This window comes from Nitrosomonas sp. Is35, from assembly GCF_033063295.1.
Lineage (GTDB): Bacteria > Pseudomonadota > Gammaproteobacteria > Burkholderiales > Nitrosomonadaceae > Nitrosomonas.
This window is the reverse complement of sequence record NZ_JAWJZH010000001.1, coordinates 622,531-648,703: the sequence shown is the minus strand read 5'-3', so window position 1 is coordinate 648,703 and position 26,173 is coordinate 622,531. Positions and strand designations below refer to the sequence as shown.

The window sequence follows — 26,173 nt, the reverse complement described above, 5'->3', positions numbered from 1 at the left end:
ACTTACTAATATTGATAACCGTCAATAGTATCTGCCTGGAGCGTTAAAAACTATAGGAATATTCTGATTGTATTTTCTGATCATTGCGTTAATTCCCCTCATCACACCCAATAAAAATGATCTAAATATGAGAATCTTGCCATCGCGAGGATTGCTCAAATCAAAATTCCGTTCATCAAAATTTCTTTTATGAGCAATTTTTCTCAATTACATATTAACCTAAAAAATTACCAAGCTATCGTTCGGAAATAAGGCAATTTATTAACTTATTTACAAGCAATGCAAGAAATTCCGCTGATAAAACATATGTTATATGCTCTTCAATTCTCATTTCACAATAACCTTTCAAATCTATAAGATAATTCCTATATAACAAGAGGAATATTTTCCTCATAAAAAAAGAAATCACCGACAGAATCTATTTTTTTATATACCGTAAGCCCAGTCTCATACGAACAAACCTCAAGGATAAATCATGAGACTGAATCTTCCGGTGACAAACACCGAGTATCCCATCGATGATGATACGTTAATCGTATCGACAACGGATACTAAAGGCAGGATAACCTATATCAATTCCACATTTGTCGAGGTCAGTGGTTTTTCAGAAGAAGAACTGATCGGCAAAGCACACAATATCGTGCGCCATCCGGACGTGCCTCCCGAAGCATTTGAAGATTTATGGGCCACATTAAAACAGGGCTTACCCTGGACCGGCTTGGTTAAGAATCGCCGTAAAAATGGCGACTTCTACTGGATCAACGCCAATGCAACACCGTTAATAGAAAATGGCCAGATCACCGGTTATTTATCGGTTCGCACCAAAGCATCACAGACGGCAATCGAGCAAGCAGCACCAGCTTATCAGCAGATTCTCGAAGGCAAAGCAAAAAATCTGAAAATCGAGAAAGGACAAATTGTACGAACTGATTTCATCGGAAAACTGCAAGCTTTCCTGAAAATGACCACCAGAAAACGCATTGCACTTGCAATGACAATACCCGCTCTATTTTTATTGACGGTCGGCGGTATAGGCTGGTGGGAGTTGTCGCAAACTCAGGCATCCGCATCACTCAGTGGCATGATTGCCGCAATAACAGCAACCGGGATCGCATTAATAGCCTATCTGGCCTACGGCATGGTCAAAAATACCCTGGTACCGCTACAACAAGCGATTGATATCGCCAATAAACTGGCCGGTGGCGATTTGACGCACAAATTCTCGGTGAGCCGCGGCGATGAATTTGGCGAACTACTGAAAGCGTTGAGTCAGATGGGGGTTAACCTGCGCGCAACGGTGCTGGATGTGCAGAAAAATGCTGCGTCGGTACGTCTAGCTACTGGAGAGATCGCTTCGGGTAACCTGGATCTCTCACAGCGCACCGAAGAACAAGCTTCTTCACTGGAAGAAACAGCATCCAGCATGGAGGAACTCACCGCGACCGTGCGTCAAAATACGGATAATTCAATCAATGCCAATCAGATCGCGATGACCGCCAGCAACATCACCACCAAAGGCGGCGAAATGATGCAGGAAGTGGTCTCGACAATGTCATCCATCAGCGAAAGCTCAAGCAAAATTGCAGACATTATCAGTGTCATCGATGGCATAGCGTTTCAAACCAACATCCTGGCACTCAATGCCGCCGTTGAGGCTGCGCGAGCCGGTGAACAAGGCCGCGGATTCGCCGTGGTAGCAACCGAAGTGCGTAATCTGGCGCAGCGAAGCGCTACGGCGGCGAAAGAAATCAAAACTTTGATAGATGACTCAGTAAAAAAAGTCGATCAAGGCGCTGCATTAGTCAATGAAACCGGACAAACCATGAATGAAATTGTCATGGCCATCAAAAATTTAACCGAAATTATGTCGGACATCACTTCCGCTTCCAAAGAGCAAAACACCGGTATCGAGCAAGTCACGCAAGCGGTATCGCAAATGGATGAAGTCACGCAGCAAAATGCAGCGCTGGTCGAACAGGCCGCCGCTGCAGCCGCTTCACTGGAGCAGCAGGCCTACGAATTGGTCGGCGCTATTTCTATTTTCCACCTGTCACAGAGCAGCAGCAAAAAACCGGCAACCGTGGTTCAACTGGCTGACAAGAACAGCACGGAGCATGATGGACTGACTGGCGATGCTACAGTGCGTAGCGCCAGATCCAAATCACCAAGAAGAGCTAAAATCGCTGTCGGCGATCACAATAACCAATGGAGTGAATTCTAGTAGAAGCCGTGCCCCTTCTCTAGTTTATCCCCGGCCTCACCACAATGGCCAGCCTGAACAGCTGGCCATTGTTGTTTTAGAATCCGTGCAAGTTAGGGTATATTCACTGAAATTAAACAGCGATAAACAACCCGAATGCCGCAGCGTAAAATAATACCCATGCCTGGAAACACAATTCCTTTGTATACAGCGCACTACACAGCACCATCCTGGCTGCCCGGTGGCAACCTGCAAACACTCTACCCTTACTTCAATAAACCGGCACAACGGTTTACCTACCGGCGCGAGCGCTGGGAACTGGATGACGGGGACTTTATCGATGTCGACTGGAGCGATGGTTCGGACGAATCTCCTCTGGTCGTATTTTTTCATGGTCTGGAAGGCGGTTCATCAAGCCACTATATTCTCAGTATGATCAACAGCCTGAAACGCCATCATTGGCGTAGCGCCGTCATTCACTTCCGCGGTTGTTCCGGTGAGCCTAACCGCTTATCGCGCGCCTACCATGCCGGTGATTCCAGTGAAATCGACTGGATGCTGCGGCGGATCACGACTCAGGCGCAAACAACTGACACAGTGCAACCGGTGTATGTGATGGGCGTTTCGCTGGGCGGAAATGCGCTGTTAAAATGGCTAGGAGAGCAAGGAGAGCGCGCCAAAGAGCTAGTAGCTGGGGTTGCAACAGTATCCGTGCCGCTCGATCTGGCGGCGGCTGGCGCGGCTCTGGACAAGGGCTTTAATCAAGTCTACACGCGCCATTTCCTAGATACACTCAAAGACAAAGCCTCTGATAAATTAAAACAATTTCCAGGTTTGTTCGATGCCCATGCGCTGAAAAAATGCGCGTCGATTTATGATTTCGACAATATCGTCACAGCACCCTTGCACGGTTTCCGCGATACCGATGATTACTGGCGGCAATCCAGCAGCAAGCAATGGTTGCCGCATGTACAGGTACCTACATTGGTGATCAATGCGCGGAACGATCCTTTCATGCCGGCATCGGTACTCCCCGCTCGGGCTGAAGTATCGCCCATGGTTACATTGGAATTTCCGGAGGAAGGCGGTCACGCCGGATTCATGCAAGGCCCGTTCCCAGGAAAACTAAGCTGGCTGCCGCAAAAAATTCTCAGTTTCTTCCATTACCAGTGCCAGCAAGCTGGCTCAGAAGAAGCGCGCGACAAAAGCGTTCTGCACATTTCCGGCTAACGGTATCTTAACGCGATGGCCGCTGCCGGGTGCAATCTGCACTGGCCGTCCAGCGCCATCCAGCATGTGCGATAACTCGACAACCTGGTTGCCTGCGGGATGAATAATCTCAAGCCGGTCGCCGACTTGGAAGCGGTTTTTCACCAATATTTCCGCCATACCGTTGGTTTCATCAAAACCGGTGATATCGCCGACGTATTGACTACGGTTGGATTCCGAATGCCCGCGCAGATAGTTTTGCGTTTCCTGCGTGCTATGGCGCTGATAAAAACCGCTGGTGTAGCCGCGATTCGCCAAACCTTCCAGCTCCCCTAACAAGGCCAGATCAAACGGTTTATTGGCCACGGCGTCATCGATCGCTTTGCGGTAAACCTGCGCCGTGCGCGCCACATAATATAGCGACTTGGTGCGTCCCTCTATTTTCAGTGAATCGACACCGATCTTGACCAGCCGCTCGACATGCTCGACCGCACGCAAATCCTTGGAATTCATGATGTACGTGCCGTGCTCGTCTTCCATGATCGGCATGAGCTGGCCAGGACGCTCTTTTTCTTCGATGAGATACACCTGATCGGCGGCTGGATGCCGTGGAATCGAACCGCAACCGCCAGACAGGGCGGATTGTTCGGACTGCTGCATCGCCTGACCGAAATCAAAATCGATTTTGCCAATCTCCTGAATGTCACCACTCGGATTCTCTTCGGCGGATTTCACTTTGTAATCCCAGCGGCATGAATTGGTGCACGTGCCCTGATTCGGATCGCGATGATTAAAATAGCCCGACAGCAGGCAACGGCCGGAATACGCAATGCACAACGCGCCATGCACAAACACTTCGAGCTCCATGTCGGGACAATAATCACGGATCTGCGCCACTTCATCGAGCGACAATTCACGCGACAAAATCACCCGCGTCAAGCCGATTTTCTGCCAGAATTTAACACCCATGTAATTCACGGTATTGGCCTGAACCGACAGGTGAATCGGCACATCCGGCCATTTCTCCCGCACCATCATGATCAATCCCGGATCGGCCATGATCAGCGCGTCCGGCTTCATATCAATGACCGGCGCCATATCGTCCAGATAGGTTTTCACTTTGGCGTTATGTGGCATGATATTGCTGGCCACGAGGAATTTTTTCCCCAGCGCATGCGCTTCCGTGATCCCGGTTTGCAATTGTTCCAACGCGAATTCATTGTTACGCGCACGCATCGAATAACGTGGCTGCCCGGCGTACACCGCGTCAGCGCCAAACGCATAGGCAATGCGCATTTTGTCCAAAGAACCGGCTGGAAGTAAAAGTTCAGGTGATTTCAACATAAGGTAGAATAACGCTCGATTGTATAAATGACAGAGTTTCCGCGAACTCGAATTGTACCACCATGCCCGCTCACCCTGCTTTCATTCACTTACGGCTGCACAGCGAATACTCCATTCTGGATAGCACCATCCGGATTCCGGATGTCGTTGCCAAAGCGGTAGCGGATCAAATGCCAGCGCTGGCGCTAACCGATCTCGCCAATGTGTTCGGGCTGGTGAAATTTTACCAAAGCGCCCGTAAAAACGGCATCAAACCGATACTCGGCTGCGATGTCTGGATCACCAACGAATCCGACCGCAACAAGCCGATCCGGTTGTTATTGCTGTGCCAGTCGCGCGACGGTTACTTGTTGCTATCCCGCTTATTGTCACGCGCTTACCGGGAAAATCAATATCACGGCCGGGCCGAGATCAGGGAATCGTGGCTGCATTCCGATGAAGGGGGAACGCAAGGACTCATTGCGCTGTCGGGCGCCCGCTTTGGCGACATCGGCCTGGCCATTTTGCAGAATAATCCGCAACAAGCCGAAATTCAGGCACGCAAATGGGCCGGTTTGTTTCCCGGGCGTTTTTATCTTGAAATCCAGCGCGACGGCCACCCGAATGAAGCCATGCTGGTGCAGCAATCGCTGGCGCTGGCGCGCCAATTGAATTTACCCGTCGTGGCCACGCAGGCGGTACAGTTTCTCAATGCGGAAGAATTCCGCGCACACGAAGCCCGGGTGTGTATCGCCGAAGGTTACACCCTGGATGACAAACGCCGCCCGAAAAATTTCACCGGACAGCAATATTTCAAAAACCAGGCCGAAATCACGCAACTGTTCGCCGATATCCCCAGCGCACTGGCGAATACCATTGAAATTGCCAAGCGCTGTAATCTGGTGCTGGAGCTGGGTGTCAACCGCCTGCCGCTGTTCCCTACACCCAATAACGAAAGTCTTGATGCGTATTTACGCGACCAAGCCGAAATCGGCCTGGAAAAACGCATGGCTGAACTGTTTCCAGATGCCCAAGTACGTGCCGATAAGCTGCCGAAATATCAGGCGCGCCTCGAGTTCGAGGTAAAAACCATCATTCAGATGGGATTTCCCGGTTATTTCTTGATCGTGGCCGATTTTATCAACTGGGCCAAACACAACAACGTGCCGGTCGGTCCCGGGCGCGGCTCCGGCGCCGGTTCGCTGGTGGCGTATTCATTGGGCATCACCGATCTCGACCCGCTGCGCTACGATTTGCTGTTTGAACGTTTTCTCAATCCCGAGCGTATTTCGATGCCGGACTTCGATATCGACTTCTGCCAGGACCGGCGCGAATTGGTGATCGAATACGTCAAGCAACGCTATGGCACCGGCAAAGTCTCGCAAATCGCCACCTTCGGCACGATGGCGGCCAAGGCGGTGATCCGCGACATCGGCCGGGTCATGGACTTGCCGTACAACTTTGTCGATCAGCTCGCCAAATTGATACCGTTCGAGATCGGCATGACGCTCCAAAAAGCGCGCCAGCTCGAACCGCAGCTCAATCAGCGCGCCGCCGAAGAGGAAGACGTGCGCAATCTGCTGGAACTGGCGGAAAGCCTCGAAGGCATCACGCGTAACATCGGCATGCATGCAGGCGGTGTGCTGATCGCGTCGAGCGAGATCACCGATTTCTGTCCGATTTACTGCACCGAATCCGCCGATTCGGTGGTCAGCCAGCTGGACAAGGACGATGTCGAAAAAATCGGCTTGGTGAAATTCGACTTTCTTGGACTGCGCACGCTGACCATTCTGGATCGTGCCGTCGGCTACATCCGTCAGTCGCATCAAAACAGCGGATCGGCCGCTACTCAACCTTTTTCACTGGAAACGCTGCCGCTCGATGATGAAGCGACGTATGCACTGATGCGTAAAGGCAACGCGGTCGGTATTTTCCAGTTTGAATCGCGCGGCATGATCGACCTGTTGCAAAAAGCCAGACCGGATCGCTTTGAAGATATCATCGCGCTGGTCGCGTTGTACCGCCCCGGCCCGATGGATCTGATTCCGGAATTTATCGACCGCAAGCATGGCCGGAAAACGATCGAATATCTCGATCCGCGCCTGGAGCCGATCCTTGGACCGACGTACGGCATCATGATTTATCAGGAACAGGTCATGCAGATCGCACAGGTCATCGGCGGCTACAGCCTGGGCAGCGCGGATTTGCTGCGCCGCGCCATGGGTAAGAAAAAAGTCGAGGAAATGGCGCAGCAACGCGATATTTTCGTCTCCGGTGCAGTCAATAACAACTTGAGCGAAGACAAAGCCACCGAACTGTTCGGCTTGATGGAGAAATTCGCCGGTTACGGCTTCAATAAATCGCACGCCGCCGCATACGCCCTGATCGCTTTCCAGACCGCCTACCTGAAAGCGCATTACCCGGCCGAATTCATGGCAGCGTGCTTATCCGCTGACATGGACGACACCGATAAAGTGCAAATTTTCGTCGAGGACAGCATCGCCAACGGTTTGACGATTCTCCCGCCCGACATCAACTTGTCCGACTACCGTTTTGTTCCCGTGGACGGCAAAACCATCCGCTTTGGTCTCGGCGCGGTCAAAGGCACCGGAGAATCGGCAGTCAATTCGATCATCGCAGTACGCGGACAAACCGGCCCGTTCAGCGATTTATTCGATTTCTGTAACCGCGTCGACCGGCGCATCGCCAACCGCCGCGTGATGGAATCGCTGATCCGAGTCGGCGCGTTTGATACCATCGACACCAACCGCGCCAGCCTGATCGCTTCCGTCGGTGTGGCAATCGAATCCGCCGAACAGATGAGCCGGGCTGCCAGTCAAACCAATTTGTTCGGTGAAACCGGCGACCACTCGCATCTGCAAACGCAACTGATTCAAACTGAAGCTTGGTCCGAGCGGGAAAAGCTGCACCAGGAAAAAATCGGCCTGGGCTACTACTTCAGCGGCCATCCGTTCGATACCTACGCAGCGGAATTGAAACGCTTCATCCGCACCCGGCTCGACCGGCTGAATCCAAGCCGCGAACCGCAACTGATCGCCGGTATCATCCACTCGGTGCGCGTGCAAATGACACGCCGCGGCCGGATGTGCGTCATCAATCTAGACGATGGCAAAGCGCGTGTCGAACTGGTCGTTTTCAGCGAATTGTTCGACGCCAATCGCGCTTGGTTAAAAGAAGATCAACTACTAATTGCCGAAGCCAAAATCAGCAACCGCAACTACAACGGCGAAGAAGGCGACGAACTCCGGATCACCGCCGAACAACTCTACGACCTCGCCGGCATCCGCTCACGCTTCGCCAGACAACTTAGAATCAGCTGCGATGCTAACACCATTGGACAAATCTCCAGCCTCAAAGCTTTACTGACACCCTTCACCTCTCAGGTGCAAAAAAACTATGCGAATTACTGCCCGGTTACAGTCGTCTATAGCAATGATTTGGCGAGCGGGGAACTGGAATTGGGGAATGATTGGCGAGTTTATTTGCATGATGAGTTGTTGCAGGCGTTGAAAGCGCATTTCGGGGATGGGAACGTTGAAGTTGGTTATTGAAATTATTAATCCACCCTTCCAGCCAAACTAGGGCCTGTTAACACAATCTGATTGCTTCGACGATGAGAGCGAAGTGGATAAAGGAGATGAAGACGACATCGAGCTTATCGAACCTGGAGAAGATGCGGCGAAATCCCTTGAGCCTTCTGAACAATCGTTCGATCTCGTTGCGTTTTTTGTACATGGCACGGTTGTATTCCCAGGGTGACAAGCGATTTGCTTTGGGCGGAACAACCGGGATGTAACCCAAATCTAGTGCCAGTTGCCGGGTTTGGTCGCCCTCATAAGCACGATCCATCAGCAGGTAGGTGGGCGTATTGACGGGACCGAGGGAAAGCAAAAGCTGCCTGCCCTCTGGCGCATCGTGGGCGTGACCGGGCGAGAGGGCAAAGCTTATGGTTGTTCTGGAATCTGCGGCAACCAGATGAATTTTGGTGGTCCATCCACCTCGAGATTTTCCGATGGATTGGGGGCCGTTTTTTTTAACGCACCCGTACCGTCGGGATGGACTTTGATGCTGGTGCTGTCCAGCGAAACAGTTTCAATACGGATACGGATGATTTGCTGATGCTGAAGTTGCCCAAATACATGGCTCAGTACACCACTCTTTGCCCAGCGATTCATGCGGGTATAGATGGTATGCCAGTTGCCGAATCGCTTGGGAAGTCCTCGCCACTTGCAGCCATGCTCGGCAACGTAAAGAATGGCATTGAGAACTTGCAGATTGGAATGGCTGACGTTGCCACGCTGACGCGGCAGGCAGTGCTCGATCTGTTGATATTGAGTTTCGGTGATTTCCATCACCAAATTATATCAAATAGCGTTAACAGGCCCTAATTTAGCTTTCACACAAGCTTCATAGGCTACTTTATCGGCATTAATACATTATAGGTGTATGTTTTGATTTTGGGATGGACGGATCAGGAACAGTCTGTCTAGCTTGCAAATCAATACTCGTGTCGTGATTTTAGATATGTTACATTGCCTGTGTTTTTTCTGATATTTGTTTATTCTTATAACTTTATTTATGAATTTTGGTAACCATTCTCACCAAAAGATTAACACTGTAGCCATACTGGGTAGCGGACCTGCCGCCTGTGCACTGGCAATTTTGTTGTGCCGGGCTGGTTTGCAGGTGGCCATGTGGCATAAACCCAAGACAGCACCGCTTATTGTAGGTGAATCACTTGTACCGGCTGTTATTCCGATGTTGCAAACTCTTGGCGTGGAAGACGCGATCCGCGGCTTTAGTATGTTCAAGCCCGGGGCGACCTTTAATTTGAGCAAGGAAATCAATTTTTCGTTCTTCTTCAAAAACCTCACGGGTACTACCGCAACCTATGCCTATAATGTACCACGCGATCAGTTCGACATTGCTTTATTAGAGGTGGCAAAGAAGAATGGCGCAATGGTTTATGAATCGCCCGCTAACCTCGAGTGCATTCCAAATACTGACAAAGTTATCTTGACCCCGGATACGCTTGCTGCGACCAACGGTTTCTTTGCGCAACATCCTGACATGATTGTCGATGCAACGGGTCGAGTACGCTTGTTGCCAAAACTGCTTAACATCGGAAGCAAAGAAGGTACACGTAAAGATACCGCCTTATTCGCTCATGTTGATCAAACCCATTTGGATTATGAAGGCCATGTACATACAACCCGGCTGGATCATGGATGGAGTTGGCGAATTCCTCTACCAGGACGCGTTTCGTTGGGGATGGTGATCAATTCGCAGCATTTGCCGAAGTTCGGCGAAACCAAAGAGGAACGGTATGACAATTTACTGAAGCAGGATTCCGTGCTGAAAACCGTTGCTGCTAACGCACAGCGAATTACTCCCGTGATGGAATATACGAACTACCAGTTGATATCTGAACGAATGTTCGGCGATGGTTGGGTGCTGGTAGGTGATACAGCTGGATTCATTGATCCCGTGTTTTCAAGTGGACTCTTTCTCGGCATGCAAGGCGCTTTCAAACTCGCACAGACCATTTGCAATGGATCTCAAGCCGCATTCCAGCAATATGAAAATGAAGAAAAACATCACTTAAAGATTTGGCAAGAAATCGTCAGCTACTATTACGATGGACGACTGTTCACGTGTTTCAAAGTCGGGCAGAGTATGCAAAATAATCTTATAGTTAAACTACTTTATCCGCATATCGACAAGCATATGGGTCGAATTTTCAGCGGCGCAGCATCAACATCGCCCTACAGTGTCGGCCTGCTGCGTTTTATTACTCAATATGGCATGAAAGGAGAAGATCCACGTGAATTAATGATTCATTAGAGTGAGCACATTGTTCATGTTATTCGAATGACACAATTTTTGATGTCGAGGTCTAGTATTCTGCGGAATCTTCTTGAAACCAAGCCCAATGATTTTCCATGCCATGATCAAACTATGTATAGCCTTGTTTATTGGGAATTTTTTCCATTGCGGCTGCAAAACTGAGTACGCCTTACCTTAGAAATCATCAGATTGGGTTAAATCTCTACTATAAACAAAACGCTTATGCCGCACATTGATCGTTCAAAAAAATCAAAGGGGAATATAAATGAAAATTAAGAACCTTGGCTTTATCGTCATATTGGTGCTCAGCTGTGTGTTGATAACGGGATGCAGCTCAATCGGGACTCCAGGCAGTACCAACGAAACTGCTCCACTTATCTCCGGGTATACCTGTTGCAACTTACGCAATGAAGGTGGCGGAGACTGGATAAGTGAGCTGACGTATGCCAAATGGGACATGATTCCGCTAGGAACTCCCGCTTCAGTGACCGAGTATGGGCGAAACCGCGCTCATTTAAATCTGGGCGGCAAGCCGATACGCCTGGGTCAAGATTACACGCGCAAATCCCTGTCGCTTGAGCAATATGTAAGACGAATTATTGTCCCGGAAGACCCTAACATCAAACTGGCGACCTTTCCAAAGGAAATACAGAACGCCATTAAACTTGGCAAAGTAATGAATGGCATGACCAAGGAGCAGGTCATCATGTCAGTTGGTTATCCCTTAACGGATGAAAATCCAACTATGGATGCGCCATTATGGCGGATGTGGATTGACAGCTTCAGTGAATATCAATTGCTATGGAATGAAAAGGGTCAGGTCAAGGACATCATCACCGATCCAGTCACCAAAAATCTTATCGTATACACAAAATAACCGGTAATTTGACGCGGAAAAAACAGCGAATGACGGTCTGAATGAATCCTGATCGCCTTGAATACTCGACGAATAATGAATGAGCCTTTTGAGGCAGATGCCCGATTTTATCGAGCGCCTGGCTGAGTGGAAGCCGGGCGGTTTTTCCTGTTATGTTTGGGAAATTCCTAATGAATTGGCTTCGCTTTTCTTCACCGAATTTCGCCATCTTTTTTACAGGTTCCGAATATACCCTCGAGATTCACTGTCCAATCCATCCGCGCGCCGCATCTATCAAGCACTTGTCATTGTATGTCATCAACTTGGCATATATACCCTTGCCAACCTGCTAATTAACCATAAAAATGACCGTCATTAGAGAATTTCGCTTTGATATAATAACAATCATTACTAGCACATCGGATGCGGTTTTAAGCTAATGAACATTAATGAGTTGTGTGAAAGTTAACGAATGAATCCATGAAAAATCATGCCCTTCACACAAATAGTTAATAATAAATTGATTCTCAAGGGACCAAGGGACTGAACAATGCATCTGATTATTCCCCAATCAACCCAACACTCAACCATCCTGCGTTGCGCATGATAACCCCAATTTCTTCCTCCGAGATCGCTGAAAACATCTGTTTTTTCATTCGCAGTCATCTCGTGGCGAGTGGCACTGAAGTCACACCGGCAACTCCTTTGGAGCATTTGGGTCTCGATTCGTTTTCATTGATCGAGATAATTCTTTTCGTAGAGCGGCAATACCACTTGCAACTCTCTGACGAGGCGCTCAGTCAAGAAAATATCTGTTCTTCAGAAACACTGGCAAATTACGTCCACCAAAAGCTTTCATGAATCCCGATGAATCAGGATGGCCCGACACGCTGTTACTGAGCGGCTCGGATTATTTCCAGCTGTTGCTCGACAGACACCATCGCCGGTATGGGCTGCAGGGCAACGTCGGCCGTTTTGCGGTGACCGTAGAAGGACCATTGGATATTGACCGATTGAAACAAACCCTCAACGGCGATCCGATTTTCTGCTGGTTACATTCTCTGCGGTTAAAAAAACAGTGGCCACTCCAGTTGCCTGAATGGATACGGATACCGTCGTCGCACCCCATTCCGATCGAAAAGTTTGAGGTGCCCCAAAAGGATGACGGCATCCTCAATGAGCTTTTCGCGAAGGATATCCAACCCCGTGACGACCCTCCCTTTCAAGTTGATTTGATTTCCCGTGAACACGGCCACACGACTCTGTTGCTCACTTGGAGCCACCTGTTAATGGATGCTCAGGGCGCAGAATTTTTAGTGCGTTATTTAGGAAATGCTCTTGGTGATCAACCAATACAGCTATTTGCCTCAAAGAATTCACCCTTCACTCTCATTGAGCAATTGAAGCAAACGCAGAAAACCAGGGATTTCATTTTTTTTGAAAAAAAACCCATGCCGATTTCTTTTTTGGGAAAAAGCGGCAGCCGGCAAGCCAATTCCTATCACACACTGTATTTCTCTGAAGCAGAAACTGAGCAAATCGCTGTCCACTGTAAACATTACGGCGCCCGATTCGGGAGAAGTCCGTTTTTGCTTGCGGCGTGCATGCACAGCTTTAGTGATTTGCTTAAACGCAAGGGAAAGACGGTCACCGCGATTTGGGTGCCTGTTCCTCACAATAACAGAAAAAAAGGCGCCTTCGGCCCAGTCGTCGGAAATCACCTATCGTATTTGTTTTACCGGCTTTTCCCTCAGCACCTGGAAGCTCTGCAAAAAACCGTTGCTGTTATCCAGCAACAAATGATCGACCAAATGCGCAAAGACATTCCAGCCAGTTTTAGTATTATGATGGATTTGTTGCTGAGGCTCCCGCTGTGGTTATATGAAAAAATTGTCAAATCTCCCACCCACGGCGCGCTGGCCAGTTTCTTTTTTTCCGATACCGGCAAAACGCTGGATGATTTTAACATCTTCTGCGGGTTACCCGTCAGTAATGCCATTCATTATCCTCCCAATAGCAGCCACCCAGGTTTTACCATTATCTTCATGGATTTCCAGCAGAAGCTTCACGCCATTATTGCCTATACCGAAACCACTGTGAGCAAGGAAGATATTTCCTGGTTTGAGTCATCTTTACGGAAAAATCTTCTTGAGTGAACAGCTTCTTACTCATAGCAATATAGCTCACCCCGATATCCTTATCATCGGTGGCGGCTCAGCAGGTATTGCGGCAGCGGTAGGAGCAGCAGAGACAGGAGCAGATGTCGTATTATTAGAAAAAAACGCCACTCTCGGAGGTAAAGCAACTGCTGCTTATGTAAGTACGATCTGTGGGCTTTATTACCGTAATGACGATCCCGTTGTTAGGTATGCGGTCGGCGGTTTCCCTCACATCTTTGCTGAGAAACTCCAGGTTTTAAGCAGTTCCTACCCTTTTTTTTATAAAAACGGTCTTCGCTTTTTGCCTTACGATCACTTCGCGTTTATTCGACTTTGTGATGAGATTGTGCAACAAAAAAATATAACGCTTTACCTTCATGCGCATTTAATACAAATTGAAAAAGATAATCAGCGCATTCATAAAGTCAGCGCAATCATCCATAATCGACCTATTACCTTTCAACCCAAAGTCGTGATAGACTCGGCCGGCGAATCCGTCGTTTCACGTTTTGCTGGTGTGGATACTGTCGAAAACGAAAAATATCAAGCCGCAGCGCAAACTTTTATTATGGCGGGTATTGCAACAAATGATGAGCAAAAGCTCAGTCTTAGTCTTTTACGCAGCATCCGAAAAGGTATCGAAGATGGGTTGTACCCAAAACACTATGAAATGTTGTCGATAATTCCTGGCAGCCTGAAATTTAGTCGGGCTGTTTTCAAGCTAGGACTCCCTTTAGAAGTAGGGAATGATCTATCCGAGATTACTCGATTGCAGTTATTTGCGAGAAAAGCAGTGACTGAAATTGTGGATTATTTAAAAACTCACAACAATTTATTCAAGAATGCTGTGCTGTCAATGATAGCTCCCGAAGTGGGCATCCGCACCGGACCACGTAATGTCGGAAAGATCGCTCTACAAAAAGAAGATGTCATAAATTGCCAAAAAGTGCAGGATGCTGTAGCTCGGGGGACTTGGCCCATTGAGTTATGGGTACCAGGAAAAAAACTTCATCTGGAGTACTTCGCTTTAAATGATCACTACGACATACCGGGAAGGGCACTACAATCAGCCACTATAAAAAACCTATTGTTTGCTGGCAGGAACATCTCGGCTTCTGAAGAAGCGCTTGCCAGTGCCAGAGTTATCGGAACTTGTTTGGCGACAGGATATGCGGCAGGTCATCTAGCAGCAGGTGTTATTAATAATGAAAGTTATGAAACAACCATAGCGACTGTTCAACGATTGCTCTTTTTTTGAACAAAAATCATTATGAAAATACCGGATTTTCTTTACCAATCCGCACGCCGTTGGCCGAACAATACAGCAATAGTCGACGAATGGGGCATGGTGAAGTATGCAGAATTGGAAGCCTTAGTTAGACAAATTGCAGCAAATTTGAAAGCTCTTAATATAGCACCTCATCTTGGCGTGGCCGTGATGGGCAAAAACAGTCGCTATTTTATAGCGCAATGCTTTGCTGTGATGGAGTGTGGGGCTGTAGTCATCCCGCTTTCCAATGAGATTACAACTGACGAAGTTCATGAAATAGTCAAGACCACGGGCTTACATGCAATATTGGCTGATCACACTAGTAAAGCACATTTTGATAATACACCGGACTTAATAAAACTTACTTACCAGGATTGGCGTTTATTCTTCTTCAATAATGCTAATAAGCGAATCCCCTTTGCAGCGCATGTCAAAAACCCCGCCTTCGTTCGTTTCACTTCCGGCACCACAAGTATTTCCAAAGGTGCCATTCTTTCTCATGAAAGCATCGCAGAACGCACTGAGTCAGCCAATCGAGTACTCCAGCTCGGACCAGCGGATACTATTACCTGGGTTCTTTCAATGGCTTATCATTTTGTAGTAACAATTATTCTTTATCTGCGCTATGGAAGTAGTATAGTCATTTGTAAAAACTTCATGGCGGATACCATTATTGAAAACAGCAACCGCCATAAGGCAACTCTACTATATTGTTCACCCTTGCACATACGTCTATTGATCAATGATCAAAGTGGACGAAAAATGCCTTCTCTTAAATATGTCATTTCCACATCCGTTTCTATTGCTGGAGCACAATGCCAGATGTTTTCAAATCGATTTGATATTCCCGTCAGTCAAGCTTATGGCATCATCGAAATTGGACTTCCCATCCTCAATTTTAAAAGAAATAAAGAATACCCTGATGCTATAGGCTATGTCCTTCCAGATTACCAGGCACAGATAATCAACGATCAAGGCAGTATTCTGCCTTCTGAAAAAACAGGAAATCTAGTAATACGCGGCCCCGGCATGCTGGATGGTTATCTTGATCCTCCCTGCAGCCGAGAAGATATTCTAAGAAACGGTTGGTTTCACACGGGGGATCTTGCTTCTATGGACATCGATGGACTGATACGCATAGCAGGAAGAAAGAAAAATATGATTAATGTTGCGGGTAATAAAGTGTTCCCAGAAGAAGTGGAGGCGGTTCTAAATCAGCACCCTGCTATAAAACTTTGTCGGATAAGCGGCTGTATGCATAATCTTCTGGGTGAATATGTTCAAGCAGAGGTCGTCTTGTATAATGGCGAAAAAAAAATTGATGTAGAGGAATTGATAACTTTTTGCCGAGATTATCTTTCTCCTCATAAGATTCCGCAAAAGATAGATTTTGTCGAATCACTGCCAATGACATATAGTCAAAAATTAGTTAGATATTAGTTTTGATTAAAAAATACAACTCTTCAGTCATTTCTAAAATCCATATCTACCCGAAACGTTAATGCGTTTTTTCCTGCGTATTATTCTACGAAATCACTGAATGCCGACCTATCGCGAGCGGCACACTACAAAAGGACAGCACTGGCATCGAAATGAGATGCCGAAGTGATTGATGCGCTTAATGCCATCGTGACCTGCCATGAGCGCTGGAGCTGACCAACGCACCGAATTGCTGCTGAGCACTGATCTCATGCATGACATCTTATACTGTGGCAGACGGCTCCGAACGTTGAATGTGATAGATGAAGCAAACCGAGAGTGCCTACGGCACATCGATTCCTTCAGCACGGTTGATCGGGTGTTAATCGCCTGCTCGGTCGCTATGATGTTCCCGATACCATATGGCTGAACACTGGACCGAAACTGGTCTCACAGTTGTTCACCGAATGGGCAGCGGCCAAAAGCAGACCATCCGATATATCCACAGCCAGGCAGCCTGACTAGGTCACCAACTCACTATGGCAAAATCCCAATATTTCTACGTTTGATTAGATCAAAAATGCGAGGAGACTACAGTCATTAAGCTATTTTCTCCTAACTAAACTGTTCGGATTCGTAAGGCCAGGTCAGTCAGTGGTAGGTTTGAAAAAATATTTAACATCCGGTATATTTCGGATCGGTAAAAAATGTTTTCTTCTGCGTCATTAACATAAGGATTATTTAGTCGGAGATGAACAATATCGCGCCAGAAATCATGCCTACACCGAAGGAATCCGCATTTACACAATGCGATGTACTCGTAGTAGGCGGCGGTCCTGCTGGATCAGCATGCGCCGCATTGTTGGCCAAGAAGGGCTTCGACGTCATTATGCTGGAAAAAGAAGAACACCCGAGATTTCATATTGGTGAATCGCTTCTGCCCGCTAATATGCCTCTACTGGAACGATTGGGCGTTGCCGAAGAAATAAAAAAAATTGGCCTGCTAAAACTCGGTATAGAATTTAACTCACCCGAACATGAGCATGTTTCTCTGATAGAATTTTCAGATAGTTGGAATAAGGATCTATCGTGGGCTTATCAGGTCAGGCGATCTGAATTTGATGAAATATTATTTCGTAACGCGGCAAAAAACGGTGTACATACCATAGAAAAGTGTCGTGTTCGGGATGTTCAGATCGATGATAAAAATATTGCACCAGTCCATGTCTATGCAGAAATGGAAACTGGACGAGCAATTACTTTTGAAGCTAAATTTATAGTGGATGCTTCTGGACGCGATACGTTTCTAGCCAATAAATACAAAACTAAACAAAAAGACAAAAAACATAGTAGTTCCGCAATTTTTGGACATTTCCATCAGGCCACTCGGTTACCCGGAGACAAGGAGGGGTATATTTCCATTTTTTGGTTTGAACATGGCTGGTTCTGGTTTATTCCCTTAGCGGATGGCACAACTAGTGTAGGTGCGGTATGCTGGCCGTATTACCTGCACTCCCGTAAAAAACCTCTAGATGATTTTTTTTGGGATACCATTAACTTAAGTCCACAATTGGCTGAACGCATGAAGCATGCGAAACTTGTATCTGAGACATATGCAACGGGCAATTACTCTTACTCAAGCACGATATCCCACGGCAAACAATTTATTATGATTGGCGATGCCTACGCATTTGTCGATCCAGTCTTTTCATCAGGCGTTATGTTGGCAATGAATAGCGCTTTCAAAGGGGCAGAAGTCGTTGAAACTGTTCTAAAAGAACCCACAAAAGCTCCTGCTAAACTTAAAGAATTTCAAGAAGTCATCAAGCATGGCCCCAAAGAATTTTCTTGGTTTATTCACCGAGTAACCAACCCGATGATACGTGAATTATTTATGTATCCCAAAACCATTCTCAAAACAAAAGCGAGTATCCTCAGTGTCCTATCCGGGGATATTTTCGGAAACCCTAAAATTTGGCCGTCTCTCTATGCTTTCAAATTCATATACTATTTATCATCTGTAATTAATCTAAAACGTTCCTGGGTAGCAATGAAGCGACGTACTCATAACATTCGTGATGTGGATAGCACTGTGCAGTGAGACATCAAGACAATCTGTGGTTTGAAATTAGTTTCGCAACGTGGCACATCATAAAATTCTCTTCTCTGTTCATCGATATTAAAATAAACAAATCTCCCGAATTTGTGAAAAGGCATAGTGCATCGTGGAGACGTTGATTATATCGCCATCAGCACAGCAACTGGAACAAAGTCAGTACGTATTGGGAGGCATGAGTCATACACATGAATTCGCTACTGAGCAAGGTACTATACTGCAACTGCCTTTACCCTTATTAGAGAAAAAAACTGAATTAAATGAATTGATCTTGATCGATACGCTTCCTGTAACACATGAATGCTCCTTTCCTCGTGGAACAATTCGGTATAGCAAAACACGGGAATTTATTTTCGGATATATCAAAACTGAACAGTATTTAGGATTGGAGCATTTGGAAGAAACAAGTCAACATGCCTATCGTGAAATGTTGCAATTGTGCTTGACATTGCAATTTCCACATCTTTTGCGAATATGGAATTATGTACCCCATATCAATGAAACTGAAGGCATGACTGAGCGTTATCGATTGTTTAATATAGGCCGAAAAAAGGCCTTTGACGATTATCCTCAGATAATCAGTAACAGATACCCTGCAGCTTGCGCTTTGGGCTCCTTTGATACTACTCTCAGGATCGTTTTCTTAGCCTCTACCCGGAAGCCGTACTACATTGAAAATCCACGCCAAATGAGCTCCAGTTTTTATCCTGAACAATACGGTATCGCCCCCCCTCTTTTTTCGCGCGCCACACTTGTACCTCAAGTCGCCGGCGCAGCACTTTTTATCAGCGGCACTGCCAGTATTGTGGGCCATGAATCACGTCACAAAAATAATATTCAAACCCAAGCCTATGAAACTTTGAAAAATTTGAATACGATACTGACACAAGCCAATATGATCATTAAAGAAAACAGAGCAGAATTTACGAATGCTCAATATTCTTTGAGTTTGAATGAGCTTTTCTGGCGTATATATATCCGATTACCCGAACACTTTGAAAGTGTGCGAAGTGTTTTGCAGCAAGCGGGGATCACACAAGCAGTATATGTGCAAGCCGATATTTGCAGAACGGAATTACTATTAGAGATTGAAGCGAGCGCGAATTACTTCACTCCTCAATCAGATCATATAAGAAATGCCTAAAATGACAAAATTAACCCTGCGCTTTTTTCATATCGTAGCGTTTTATTTGGCGCTGACTTGGCTTGCTAGTATGTTATTGATTGGAAATTTCGTGGTGTTTTTTCTCTATTACCTGCTCCCCATTGACACTGGAAAAATTTTTGGAAGAAAACTGAACAGCTTTGTTTTTCGGTTGTTCTTGAATGGATGCTGCCATCTGGGCCTAATGCATTTAGATTTGCACGCACTTGACAAGCTAAATGTAGAGCAAGGGATCATTATCGCACCTAACCATCCCAGCATGTTGGATGCGCTCTTGATTCTGTCGCGTATCAAAAATACCAGTTGTTTAATGAAAGCCAGCCTTTGGAATAGTATTTTTTTACATTCTGGAGCCAGACTGGCTGGTTACGTACGAAACGACTCTACTAAAAGTATGGTTCGCCGATCAGTTAAAGAACTCCAAAGCGGCAGTAATTTATTGATTTTCCCGGAGGGTACTCGAACGGTGCAGCTTCCCATAAATCGCTTGAAAACCGGCATAGGTCTTATCAGTACAAAAGCTCAAGCGCCTATTCAAACAATTCTGCTGCTCACCGATTCACCCTACCTGGCTAAACATTGGTCTATCTGGACCCCTCCCCCTTTCCCTATATATTTCAAAGCTGTTATCGGTCAACGATTTGAGCCTACAAGTAGAACTTCAGAAATCATCAATCTTTTACAAAATTATTATGATCGCACCCTTGACGACTCCCTCCACCAGCCACATACTGCTCATACCTAGTTATAATCCAGGTGACTTGATTATGGTCACGGTGCGGGAAGCTCTATTACGATGGCAGCCGGTATGGGTGGTCTGCGACGGCAGTACCGACGGTAGTACAGCAATTCTTCAAAAGATGAGCGAAGATAATCCCAACCTGAGAGTGATCGTAGTTCCATTCAATTTAGGGAAAGGAGCAGCTGTAATGGAAGGTCTGCGCCAAGCATCAGAATCAGGATTTACGCATGCGTTGACAATGGATGCCGATGGACAGCATCCTGCTTACCTTATCCCGCGATTTATGAATATCTCTATGGATAATCCTGACAGCATGATACTGGGCAAACCTGTCTTTGATGACACTGCCCCACAACTTCGCGTGCAAGGACGAAAAATTTCGAACTTCTTAGCCAATCTTGATACCCTTTGGATGGGCATTGGCGATTCTCTTTACGGCTTTCGCGTTTACCCCATTGTTCCACTTCTACGCATCATGCAGCAAAATCGTTTTATGCGTCGCTTCGATTTTGATATAGAAGCAGTAGTCCGTTTATGCTGGAAAAATATCCGTCCAATCAATGTGGATGCACCGGTCAAATATTTGAATGCAGATGAAGGAGGCGTATCGCATTTCAACTACTGGCGTGACAACGCGTTGTTAACATGGATGCACATCCGCCTTATTGTCGGTTTTATCGTACATTTACCACTGCTACTGTGGCGCAAATTCAACTCTTAACATTTTATGTCAGATTCAGAGCAATCCACTAGTTTCGTAAAAGCTCCTCATAAGCCTATTTCAGGTTATTACACAACTGAAGCAGAACGTGCCAGCTTTGTACGAGAAATGTTCGACACAACCAGTATTGATTATGATCGTATCGAACATCTTCTGGCACTTGGTACCGGTCAATGGTACCGCGGCCAGGCATTGAAGCGTGCGGGCCTGCAACCCGGAATGCAGATACTGGATGTTGGTTGCGGCACAGGATTGGTAGCGGCACAGGCCATTGAAATTATCGGTTCATCAAAACTACTGATCGGTCTTGACCCTAGTTTGGGCATGATGCAAGCAAGTTCTTTGTTCAAACAAGCCGCCCTGATTGGAGGCAGAGCAGAGTCTATCCCTTTTCCTGACAATAGTTTTGATTTCCTAAGCATGGGTTATGCGCTTCGTCATGTGAGTAACCTAGAGCAAGTATTTAGTGAATTTCTCAGAGTACTCAAACCTGAGGGTAAGCTATGCATTCTCGAAATTACCCGGCCCGAAACACGACTCGGTTCCACCCTATTGAAGACTTACATGCGAACCATCGTCCCGCTACTCGCAAGAGCGATTTCTTCAAACAGTCGAACAAGCAAGCTGTGGAGATATTACTGGGACAGTATAGAAGCTTGTGTTTCACCCCAGAGAATTATTCAAACATTGGAAAGCATCGGTTTCTCAGGCGTCAAGCAGCATCGTGAATTAAGGATTTTCTCAGAGTATCAGGCCACTAAATTACAACCTAAAATTAGATGATTCCTCCACTTACTGAAATTACCTGTCCGGTAATATAACTTGCGCCATTGCTGCACAGATAAGCTACCAGACTAGCAACTTCTTCCGGCTCTCCAGCGCGTTTCATCGGCACAAGACTTGCAATTGCCTTAGCATCGAACACATTCTCGATCATAGGCGATGCGATAATACCCGGCGCAACGACATTAACCGTTATGTTGCGGCTTGCAAGTTCCAGAGATAATGATTTGCTGGCCCCATGCAACGCCGCTTTGGCTGCGGCATAATTGACTTGTCCTCTATTCCCAATCATCGCTGCAATTGACGAAACACTGACGATACGACCAAAACGGTTGCGTATCATCGGCATGATCAAAGGTTGGGTGACATTAAAAAAACCGTTCAGTGACACATCCATAACATGCTGCCATTGTTGCTGCTTCATGACAGGAAATATGGCATCATCATGTATGCCGGCATTATTGATTAATATGTGTATGGGCGTATGTTCAGTCAGCTCTCCCAGCAACTGACGCGTCTGTTCAGCGTTGGTAACATCAAATTGCAGCGCACTCGCCGATAATCCTTGTTGCTGCAATTGATTCGCTAGACCTTGCGCTTTTTGAAAGTTCTGGTTGGCTTGAATATAGACATGATACCCAGCTTGCGCCAGTACATGACTAACTGCGGTTCCGATTGATCCACTGCCTCCAGTTACAAGCGCATTAATTTTGTTATGCATTTTAATCGACAACCACTTCAAGCGTTAAAGGCTCAACATACTCTAAATGAATCTGGCGCGGAACAGCACGATAAGAATGAAGTGCGTTTCGTGCAATCACTTGCAGCAAAGGGAGGCAGCGCGCGCTCGGATTGGAAAGACGCAACTCATCAAATTCACGCATTTCCATCCGAGTTTCAAGTTCAGTCGCATATCGTAATGTCAATTTTGCAAGAGCAGCGTCATTAGCGGCTGCATTTAACACCATAGCCACTGCAAAATTACTACTCATCGGTCGCACGTCACTTAACGGGTAGGGATACATAACATCACTGGATATTAGTAAAATCGATTCTCCTGTCCACAGTGCCTGACTACAAGCTTCCATGAGGCCAACCGCAAAACTTGCATCATACGCACACAAGCTGGTCGATGGCAGCGCACATTGATTCGCAATGCTCCAGTAACCCGCCGGTGCATTATGGACGGAATTATGAAAGCGCGTTGGTGAAATAAACCGCTCACTTTTTTCAGTATGTGCGAGTGTTGTAAAGATTGCATCGCAATTATCCCCGTCTCCCGAAGAAGAAGTGAATACCGTTGCTAATTGATGCGCATCGATAGCTGCAGCCTGTACTGCAGCATTCCCGACAGTTAATGCGAGGCGAACCATTTTTCCTACTCGCCGACGTTCCGTAGGGGGCAGACATGTTACCGCAGGGATTTCGAAGTCTGCCCACTGATATTTTTGCTCTCCACTCAAAATTGACTGGGCTACATTCCAATTGGGCAAACCGGGGCCCAGAAGACCGATACTTAGCACATGACACTGTAGCCTATCTTGCGAGAAATCAGCCCCCCCATTCATACTTAATCCTTAAGCCCCAAAACGATGCTGCAATTAGAACCTCCAAAACCAAATGAATTACTGAGTACATGATTTACAGGGCGGGCAACATTATGTATCAGATAATGAATCGGAGAGAGGGTAGCATCCAACTCTTCCGTGCCGGGACTTCCCCATGCAACCTGTTGTTGCAAGGCTAGGGCTCCTATGGCCACATTCAATGCACCTGCCGCTCCTAAGCAATGCCCGGTTGCGCCTTTGGTTGAGCTCGCAGGCGGCTTTTCCTCAAAAACTGCCGAAACTGCGATGCTTTCAATCGCATCGTTATTCTTTGTGGCGGTACCGTGCAAGTGGATATAATCGATTTCAGGTGCGCTAAGGCGCGCCTGTTGCAAAGCTGATTGCATGGCCTGGCGAGCACCCAGCCCTTCTGGATGAGGACTGGACATGTGATATGCATCACTACTCTCACCCACGCCCTTGATCAATAAACTTCCAGGCGGTGTATAGGAATCATCACGCGTCAAAAGTGCGAAAACTGCTGCTTCACCGATCGAAATGCCCTCTCTATAGGTGTCATACGGCATGCACGGATTCTGAGAGAGTAGTTGCAAAGAGTGAAAGCCATACAGTGTTGTCAGACACAAACTATCAACACCTCCAACAATTGCTGCATCAATCACGCCCAGTAACAACATACGTTGCGCCATGGCAAATACTTTTGCACTGGAAGAACAAGCTGTAGACACCACTGCTGTAGGTCCATCCAAGCCAAGTGCCAGGCGAACAAAATGCGCAACCGAGCATGTATTTTGAGCAAAACGATAATTCACCCACGAGGGTAATGCCCCCGTTTGCGGATCAAGCTCGCGATAACCCTTTTCTGTCTGCAACATCCCAGAAGTACTGGTCCCCAGAAACACGCCAATTCTGGTTTTATTAAAACGGCATTTAGCTTTTTCTACGGCATCGATAAAGTCATCCTGCTGCAAGCCCAAATAAGCCAATCTATTGTTGCGACAATCAAAGTCCTGCAACTCAGCAGATAAAAATACTTTATCTTCTGTGATATTCGTAATTCCTATATAGGTGTCTAAATCAACCGATTCAAACTTACAGGGTACCAGGCCAGTATGTTGCGACAAAAGACTAGAGCGCAAGCTTGCCAAACCGTTACCCAGGCAGCAGGTCGCCGTAAATGCAGGCATGGACAAATAAGCTTGGTCTTTCATATGTTATCTAGATAAAACTCATTGATAATCAAGGTCGATGGCAATGCAGGAGAATATTGGCAAACGGCGTTCCCTGGTGCATGGGAATAGCTGTCACTCTAAAACCGATTTTTTCAAGCTGTTCTTTCCATTCTGCTAATGAACGGCAATAAACGCGGATCGATACGTGTCCACGAAAAGCAAATACCACGGTATCCACCCACTTGCTGAACAAGAAAGGCAGGCCTGCTGCTGCATCCCCCACTCGCAGCAAAAGTGTTCCACCCGAGGATAAACACGCATAGACGCGCTTGAGTATGTCGTTTTGCTCGTTAGAAGGCACATAATGCAAAACATCAAGAATGACAACGACATCTGCAGACCCGAAATCGATGTTGCGCATATCGCCATGGATGATTTGGATACGCGAACCAAAAACCTGCAACGCTTGACGCGCTCGGATCACATCATTGAGCATGAGTTCAATCCCAGTTACCGAGGCCGCCTTAATTTCTGCCTTTTTCTCAGAATACCTGTACGTGTAATCATCCATTCCGCACAGCATGGCTGCCAGCAAACCCTGCCCGCAACCAATATCAAGTATACGTGTATAAGGAGATATATAGCCGGCTTGCAAAATGTGCATAAATACCGGATCTCGCTTTAATTTACCTCTGGCGAAATGCCAGGCAAACTTGCCTGCACGCTGGTAAGGCTTACAAATATGATCAACGAGTTCAGGTGATAAAAAATGACCCATTCCTAGTAATCAATCAAGTTAGAAAAGCCATATCTACAAACCATCCGGCAACACCTCAGGGTTGAGATTATTCTCAAATAATGTCTGCAACAATACCGGCAGTACCTCCACAATCACCGCCTTTCCATTGCAAGTCAGCGCCGCGTTACCGTCGTGTAACAGCAATATATCACCCGCCTGCAAATTCCTGCACAAACTATCCAGGACTACTCTTGCATTACGCTGACGCGTATCAAAACCGCGGCGTGTCCAACTCACCAGACACAATCCTAGTTTCTGCAGCACCACATCCAGAAAAATATTACGCAGGCCTGCTGGTGCACGGAAATAATGTGGGCGATTATTTGTCACTTGCTGTATCACAGTCTGAGCATTAACCACATCCCGGTATATTTTTTGCGTGCACCACAATGAAAAAGTATAACTATGCACCATGCTGTGATTCTCTAATTTATGGCCGCCCGCGACGATTGATTTTGCCAAATCAGGATACTGCTGCACACGTTTACCAATACAGAAAAAAGTAGCTTTTGCATTATATTGTTCGAGGATTTGCAATACTTGTGGAGTAACCTCGGGACAAGGGCCATCATCAATCGTAAGATACACAGCGCCTCCCGCTTTCGCCAAAGGTACATACGTTATATTTCTACCCAGCCACTGACTTCGTGGCCACAAACCCTGAGCAATCAGAACAACATGATTGCCAAACATGACGAACAGAGCATAGAACCATCCATCCGGTATCAAAAACAAGCAGATTGCTAGTAAATGCAACACGATACTGACACGTATCAACCTATTATAGTGATAAAACATTGATG

21 protein-coding genes are annotated in these 26,173 nt (G+C 46.8%); 14 read left to right on the top strand and 7 right to left on the bottom strand.

The annotated features are described in order from the left end of the window. Positions 1 to 475: 475 nt before the first annotated feature. On the top strand, positions 476 to 2,221 hold the full coding sequence (locus tag R2083_RS02995; RefSeq protein ID WP_317537455.1) for a methyl-accepting chemotaxis protein: 1,746 nt from the start codon (positions 476 to 478) through the stop codon (positions 2,219 to 2,221). 159 nt (positions 2,222 to 2,380) lie between these two features. Continuing rightward, a complete protein-coding gene (locus tag R2083_RS02990) occupies positions 2,381 to 3,430 on the top strand; it encodes a hydrolase (protein WP_317537454.1) in 1,050 nt (349 codons plus the stop codon). Here the strand turns inward: R2083_RS02990 and yegQ are convergent. Beyond that, positions 3,386 to 4,753: a tRNA 5-hydroxyuridine modification protein YegQ gene (gene yegQ, locus R2083_RS02985; protein WP_411172426.1), complete on the bottom strand. Its 1,368-nt coding sequence runs from the start codon at positions 4,751 to 4,753 to the stop codon at positions 3,386 to 3,388. The genes R2083_RS02990 and yegQ overlap by 45 nt on opposite strands. A gap of 62 nt (positions 4,754 to 4,815) precedes the next feature. On the opposite strand from yegQ, the gene dnaE reads away from it, so the two are divergent. Beyond that, complete coding sequence (dnaE, locus tag R2083_RS02980; protein WP_317537453.1) at positions 4,816 to 8,304, top strand: DNA polymerase III subunit alpha; 3,489 nt, start codon at positions 4,816 to 4,818, stop codon at positions 8,302 to 8,304. A gap of 37 nt (positions 8,305 to 8,341) precedes the next feature. On the opposite strand, the gene R2083_RS02975 is transcribed toward dnaE, so the two are convergent. Beyond that, a protein-coding gene (locus R2083_RS02975; protein WP_317530936.1) for an IS5 family transposase occupies positions 8,342 to 9,105 on the bottom strand; the annotation gives its coding sequence in 2 pieces (ribosomal slippage) (positions 8,342 to 8,790 and positions 8,790 to 9,105; 765 coding nt in all). A 226-nt stretch (positions 9,106 to 9,331) separates the two neighbouring features. Between R2083_RS02975 and R2083_RS02970 the strand changes: the two genes are divergently transcribed. The 11 genes from R2083_RS02970 (at position 9,332) to R2083_RS02925 (ending at position 21,831) form a co-directional block, all read left to right on the top strand. Then, the gene (locus R2083_RS02970; RefSeq protein ID WP_317537452.1) at positions 9,332 to 10,597 is read left to right on the top strand and encodes an NAD(P)/FAD-dependent oxidoreductase; all 1,266 of its coding nucleotides are present in this window, start codon (positions 9,332 to 9,334) and stop codon (positions 10,595 to 10,597) included. Between the two features lie 268 nt (positions 10,598 to 10,865). Further along, positions 10,866 to 11,477 carry a hypothetical protein gene (locus R2083_RS02965; RefSeq protein ID WP_317537451.1) on the top strand — a complete coding sequence of 204 codons (612 nt, stop codon included), beginning with the start codon at positions 10,866 to 10,868 and terminating at the stop codon, positions 11,475 to 11,477. A gap of 582 nt (positions 11,478 to 12,059) precedes the next feature. After that, positions 12,060 to 12,317 carry a phosphopantetheine-binding protein gene (locus R2083_RS15375; RefSeq protein ID WP_411172422.1) on the top strand — a complete coding sequence of 86 codons (258 nt, stop codon included), beginning with the start codon at positions 12,060 to 12,062 and terminating at the stop codon, positions 12,315 to 12,317. Further along, positions 12,314 to 13,612, top strand: coding sequence for a hypothetical protein (locus R2083_RS02960; protein WP_317537450.1), 1,299 nt, complete (start codon positions 12,314 to 12,316; stop codon positions 13,610 to 13,612). The genes R2083_RS15375 and R2083_RS02960 overlap by 4 nt, the downstream gene beginning before the upstream one ends. Further along, the gene (locus tag R2083_RS02955; RefSeq protein ID WP_317537449.1) at positions 13,605 to 14,873 is read left to right on the top strand and encodes an FAD-dependent oxidoreductase; all 1,269 of its coding nucleotides are present in this window, start codon (positions 13,605 to 13,607) and stop codon (positions 14,871 to 14,873) included. The genes R2083_RS02960 and R2083_RS02955 overlap by 8 nt, the downstream gene beginning before the upstream one ends. Before the next feature lie 12 nt (positions 14,874 to 14,885). Further along, entirely contained in the window at positions 14,886 to 16,325 is a 1,440-nt protein-coding gene (locus R2083_RS02950; RefSeq protein ID WP_317537448.1) for a class I adenylate-forming enzyme family protein, read from the top strand. 730 nt (positions 16,326 to 17,055) lie between these two features. After that, entirely contained in the window at positions 17,056 to 18,405 is a 1,350-nt protein-coding gene (locus R2083_RS02945) for an NAD(P)/FAD-dependent oxidoreductase (protein WP_317537447.1), read from the top strand. Positions 18,406 to 18,529: 124 nt separating this feature from the next. Next, positions 18,530 to 19,564: a hypothetical protein gene (locus R2083_RS02940; protein ID WP_317537446.1), complete on the top strand. Its 1,035-nt coding sequence runs from the start codon at positions 18,530 to 18,532 to the stop codon at positions 19,562 to 19,564. A gap of 1 nt (position 19,565) precedes the next feature. Continuing rightward, positions 19,566 to 20,330 (top strand): lysophospholipid acyltransferase family protein, encoded by a 765-nt coding sequence (locus R2083_RS02935; protein ID WP_317537445.1) that lies wholly within the window; start codon positions 19,566 to 19,568, stop codon positions 20,328 to 20,330. Next, positions 20,290 to 21,048: a glycosyltransferase family 2 protein gene (locus R2083_RS02930; protein WP_317537444.1), complete on the top strand. Its 759-nt coding sequence runs from the start codon at positions 20,290 to 20,292 to the stop codon at positions 21,046 to 21,048. The genes R2083_RS02935 and R2083_RS02930 overlap by 41 nt, the downstream gene beginning before the upstream one ends. 6 nt (positions 21,049 to 21,054) lie before the next feature. Beyond that, on the top strand, positions 21,055 to 21,831 hold the full coding sequence (locus tag R2083_RS02925) for a class I SAM-dependent methyltransferase (RefSeq protein ID WP_317537443.1): 777 nt from the start codon (positions 21,055 to 21,057) through the stop codon (positions 21,829 to 21,831). Here R2083_RS02925 and fabG read toward each other — a convergent pair. Genes fabG through R2083_RS02900 form a run of 5 tightly spaced genes read right to left on the bottom strand, consistent with a single transcriptional unit; the run spans position 21,824 to position 26,168 of the window. Next, positions 21,824 to 22,552 carry a 3-oxoacyl-ACP reductase FabG gene (gene fabG / locus R2083_RS02920; RefSeq protein ID WP_317537442.1) on the bottom strand — a complete coding sequence of 243 codons (729 nt, stop codon included), beginning with the start codon at positions 22,550 to 22,552 and terminating at the stop codon, positions 21,824 to 21,826. The two genes, R2083_RS02925 and fabG, sit on opposite strands and share 8 nt — an antisense overlap. A gap of 1 nt (position 22,553) precedes the next feature. Further along, positions 22,554 to 23,399, bottom strand: a complete 846-nt coding sequence (locus R2083_RS02915) for a beta-ketoacyl synthase chain length factor (protein ID WP_317537441.1) — start codon at positions 23,397 to 23,399, stop codon at positions 22,554 to 22,556. Between the two features lie 2 nt (positions 23,400 to 23,401). Beyond that, positions 23,402 to 24,610, bottom strand: coding sequence for a beta-ketoacyl-[acyl-carrier-protein] synthase family protein (locus R2083_RS02910; RefSeq protein WP_317537440.1), 1,209 nt, complete (start codon positions 24,608 to 24,610; stop codon positions 23,402 to 23,404). A gap of 28 nt (positions 24,611 to 24,638) precedes the next feature. Then, entirely contained in the window at positions 24,639 to 25,349 is a 711-nt protein-coding gene (locus tag R2083_RS02905; RefSeq protein ID WP_317537439.1) for a class I SAM-dependent methyltransferase, read from the bottom strand. Positions 25,350 to 25,382: 33 nt separating this feature from the next. Further along, positions 25,383 to 26,168 carry a polysaccharide deacetylase family protein gene (locus R2083_RS02900; protein WP_317537438.1) on the bottom strand — a complete coding sequence of 262 codons (786 nt, stop codon included), beginning with the start codon at positions 26,166 to 26,168 and terminating at the stop codon, positions 25,383 to 25,385. Positions 26,169 to 26,173: the final 5 nt, after the last annotated feature.

Coding starts and splice junctions, on each gene's coding strand:
- R2083_RS02995 (WP_317537455.1), top strand. CDS start 476: ATGAGACTGAATCTTCCGGTGACAAACACCGAGTATCCCATCGATGAT.
- R2083_RS02990 (WP_317537454.1), top strand. CDS start 2,381: ATGCCTGGAAACACAATTCCTTTGTATACAGCGCACTACACAGCACCA.
- yegQ (WP_411172426.1), bottom strand. CDS start 4,753: ATGTTGAAATCACCTGAACTTTTACTTCCAGCCGGTTCTTTGGACAAA.
- dnaE (WP_317537453.1), top strand. CDS start 4,816: ATGCCCGCTCACCCTGCTTTCATTCACTTACGGCTGCACAGCGAATAC.
- R2083_RS02970 (WP_317537452.1), top strand. CDS start 9,332: ATGAATTTTGGTAACCATTCTCACCAAAAGATTAACACTGTAGCCATA.
- R2083_RS02965 (WP_317537451.1), top strand. CDS start 10,866: ATGAAAATTAAGAACCTTGGCTTTATCGTCATATTGGTGCTCAGCTGT.
- R2083_RS15375 (WP_411172422.1), top strand. CDS start 12,060: ATGATAACCCCAATTTCTTCCTCCGAGATCGCTGAAAACATCTGTTTT.
- R2083_RS02960 (WP_317537450.1), top strand. CDS start 12,314: ATGAATCCCGATGAATCAGGATGGCCCGACACGCTGTTACTGAGCGGC.
- R2083_RS02950 (WP_317537448.1), top strand. CDS start 14,886: ATGAAAATACCGGATTTTCTTTACCAATCCGCACGCCGTTGGCCGAAC.
- R2083_RS02945 (WP_317537447.1), top strand. CDS start 17,056: ATGAACAATATCGCGCCAGAAATCATGCCTACACCGAAGGAATCCGCA.
- R2083_RS02935 (WP_317537445.1), top strand. CDS start 19,566: ATGACAAAATTAACCCTGCGCTTTTTTCATATCGTAGCGTTTTATTTG.
- R2083_RS02925 (WP_317537443.1), top strand. CDS start 21,055: ATGTCAGATTCAGAGCAATCCACTAGTTTCGTAAAAGCTCCTCATAAG.
- fabG (WP_317537442.1), bottom strand. CDS start 22,552: ATGCATAACAAAATTAATGCGCTTGTAACTGGAGGCAGTGGATCAATC.
- R2083_RS02915 (WP_317537441.1), bottom strand. CDS start 23,399: ATGAATGGGGGGGCTGATTTCTCGCAAGATAGGCTACAGTGTCATGTG.
- R2083_RS02910 (WP_317537440.1), bottom strand. CDS start 24,610: ATGAAAGACCAAGCTTATTTGTCCATGCCTGCATTTACGGCGACCTGC.
- R2083_RS02905 (WP_317537439.1), bottom strand. CDS start 25,349: ATGGGTCATTTTTTATCACCTGAACTCGTTGATCATATTTGTAAGCCT.
- R2083_RS02900 (WP_317537438.1), bottom strand. CDS start 26,168: ATGTTTTATCACTATAATAGGTTGATACGTGTCAGTATCGTGTTGCAT.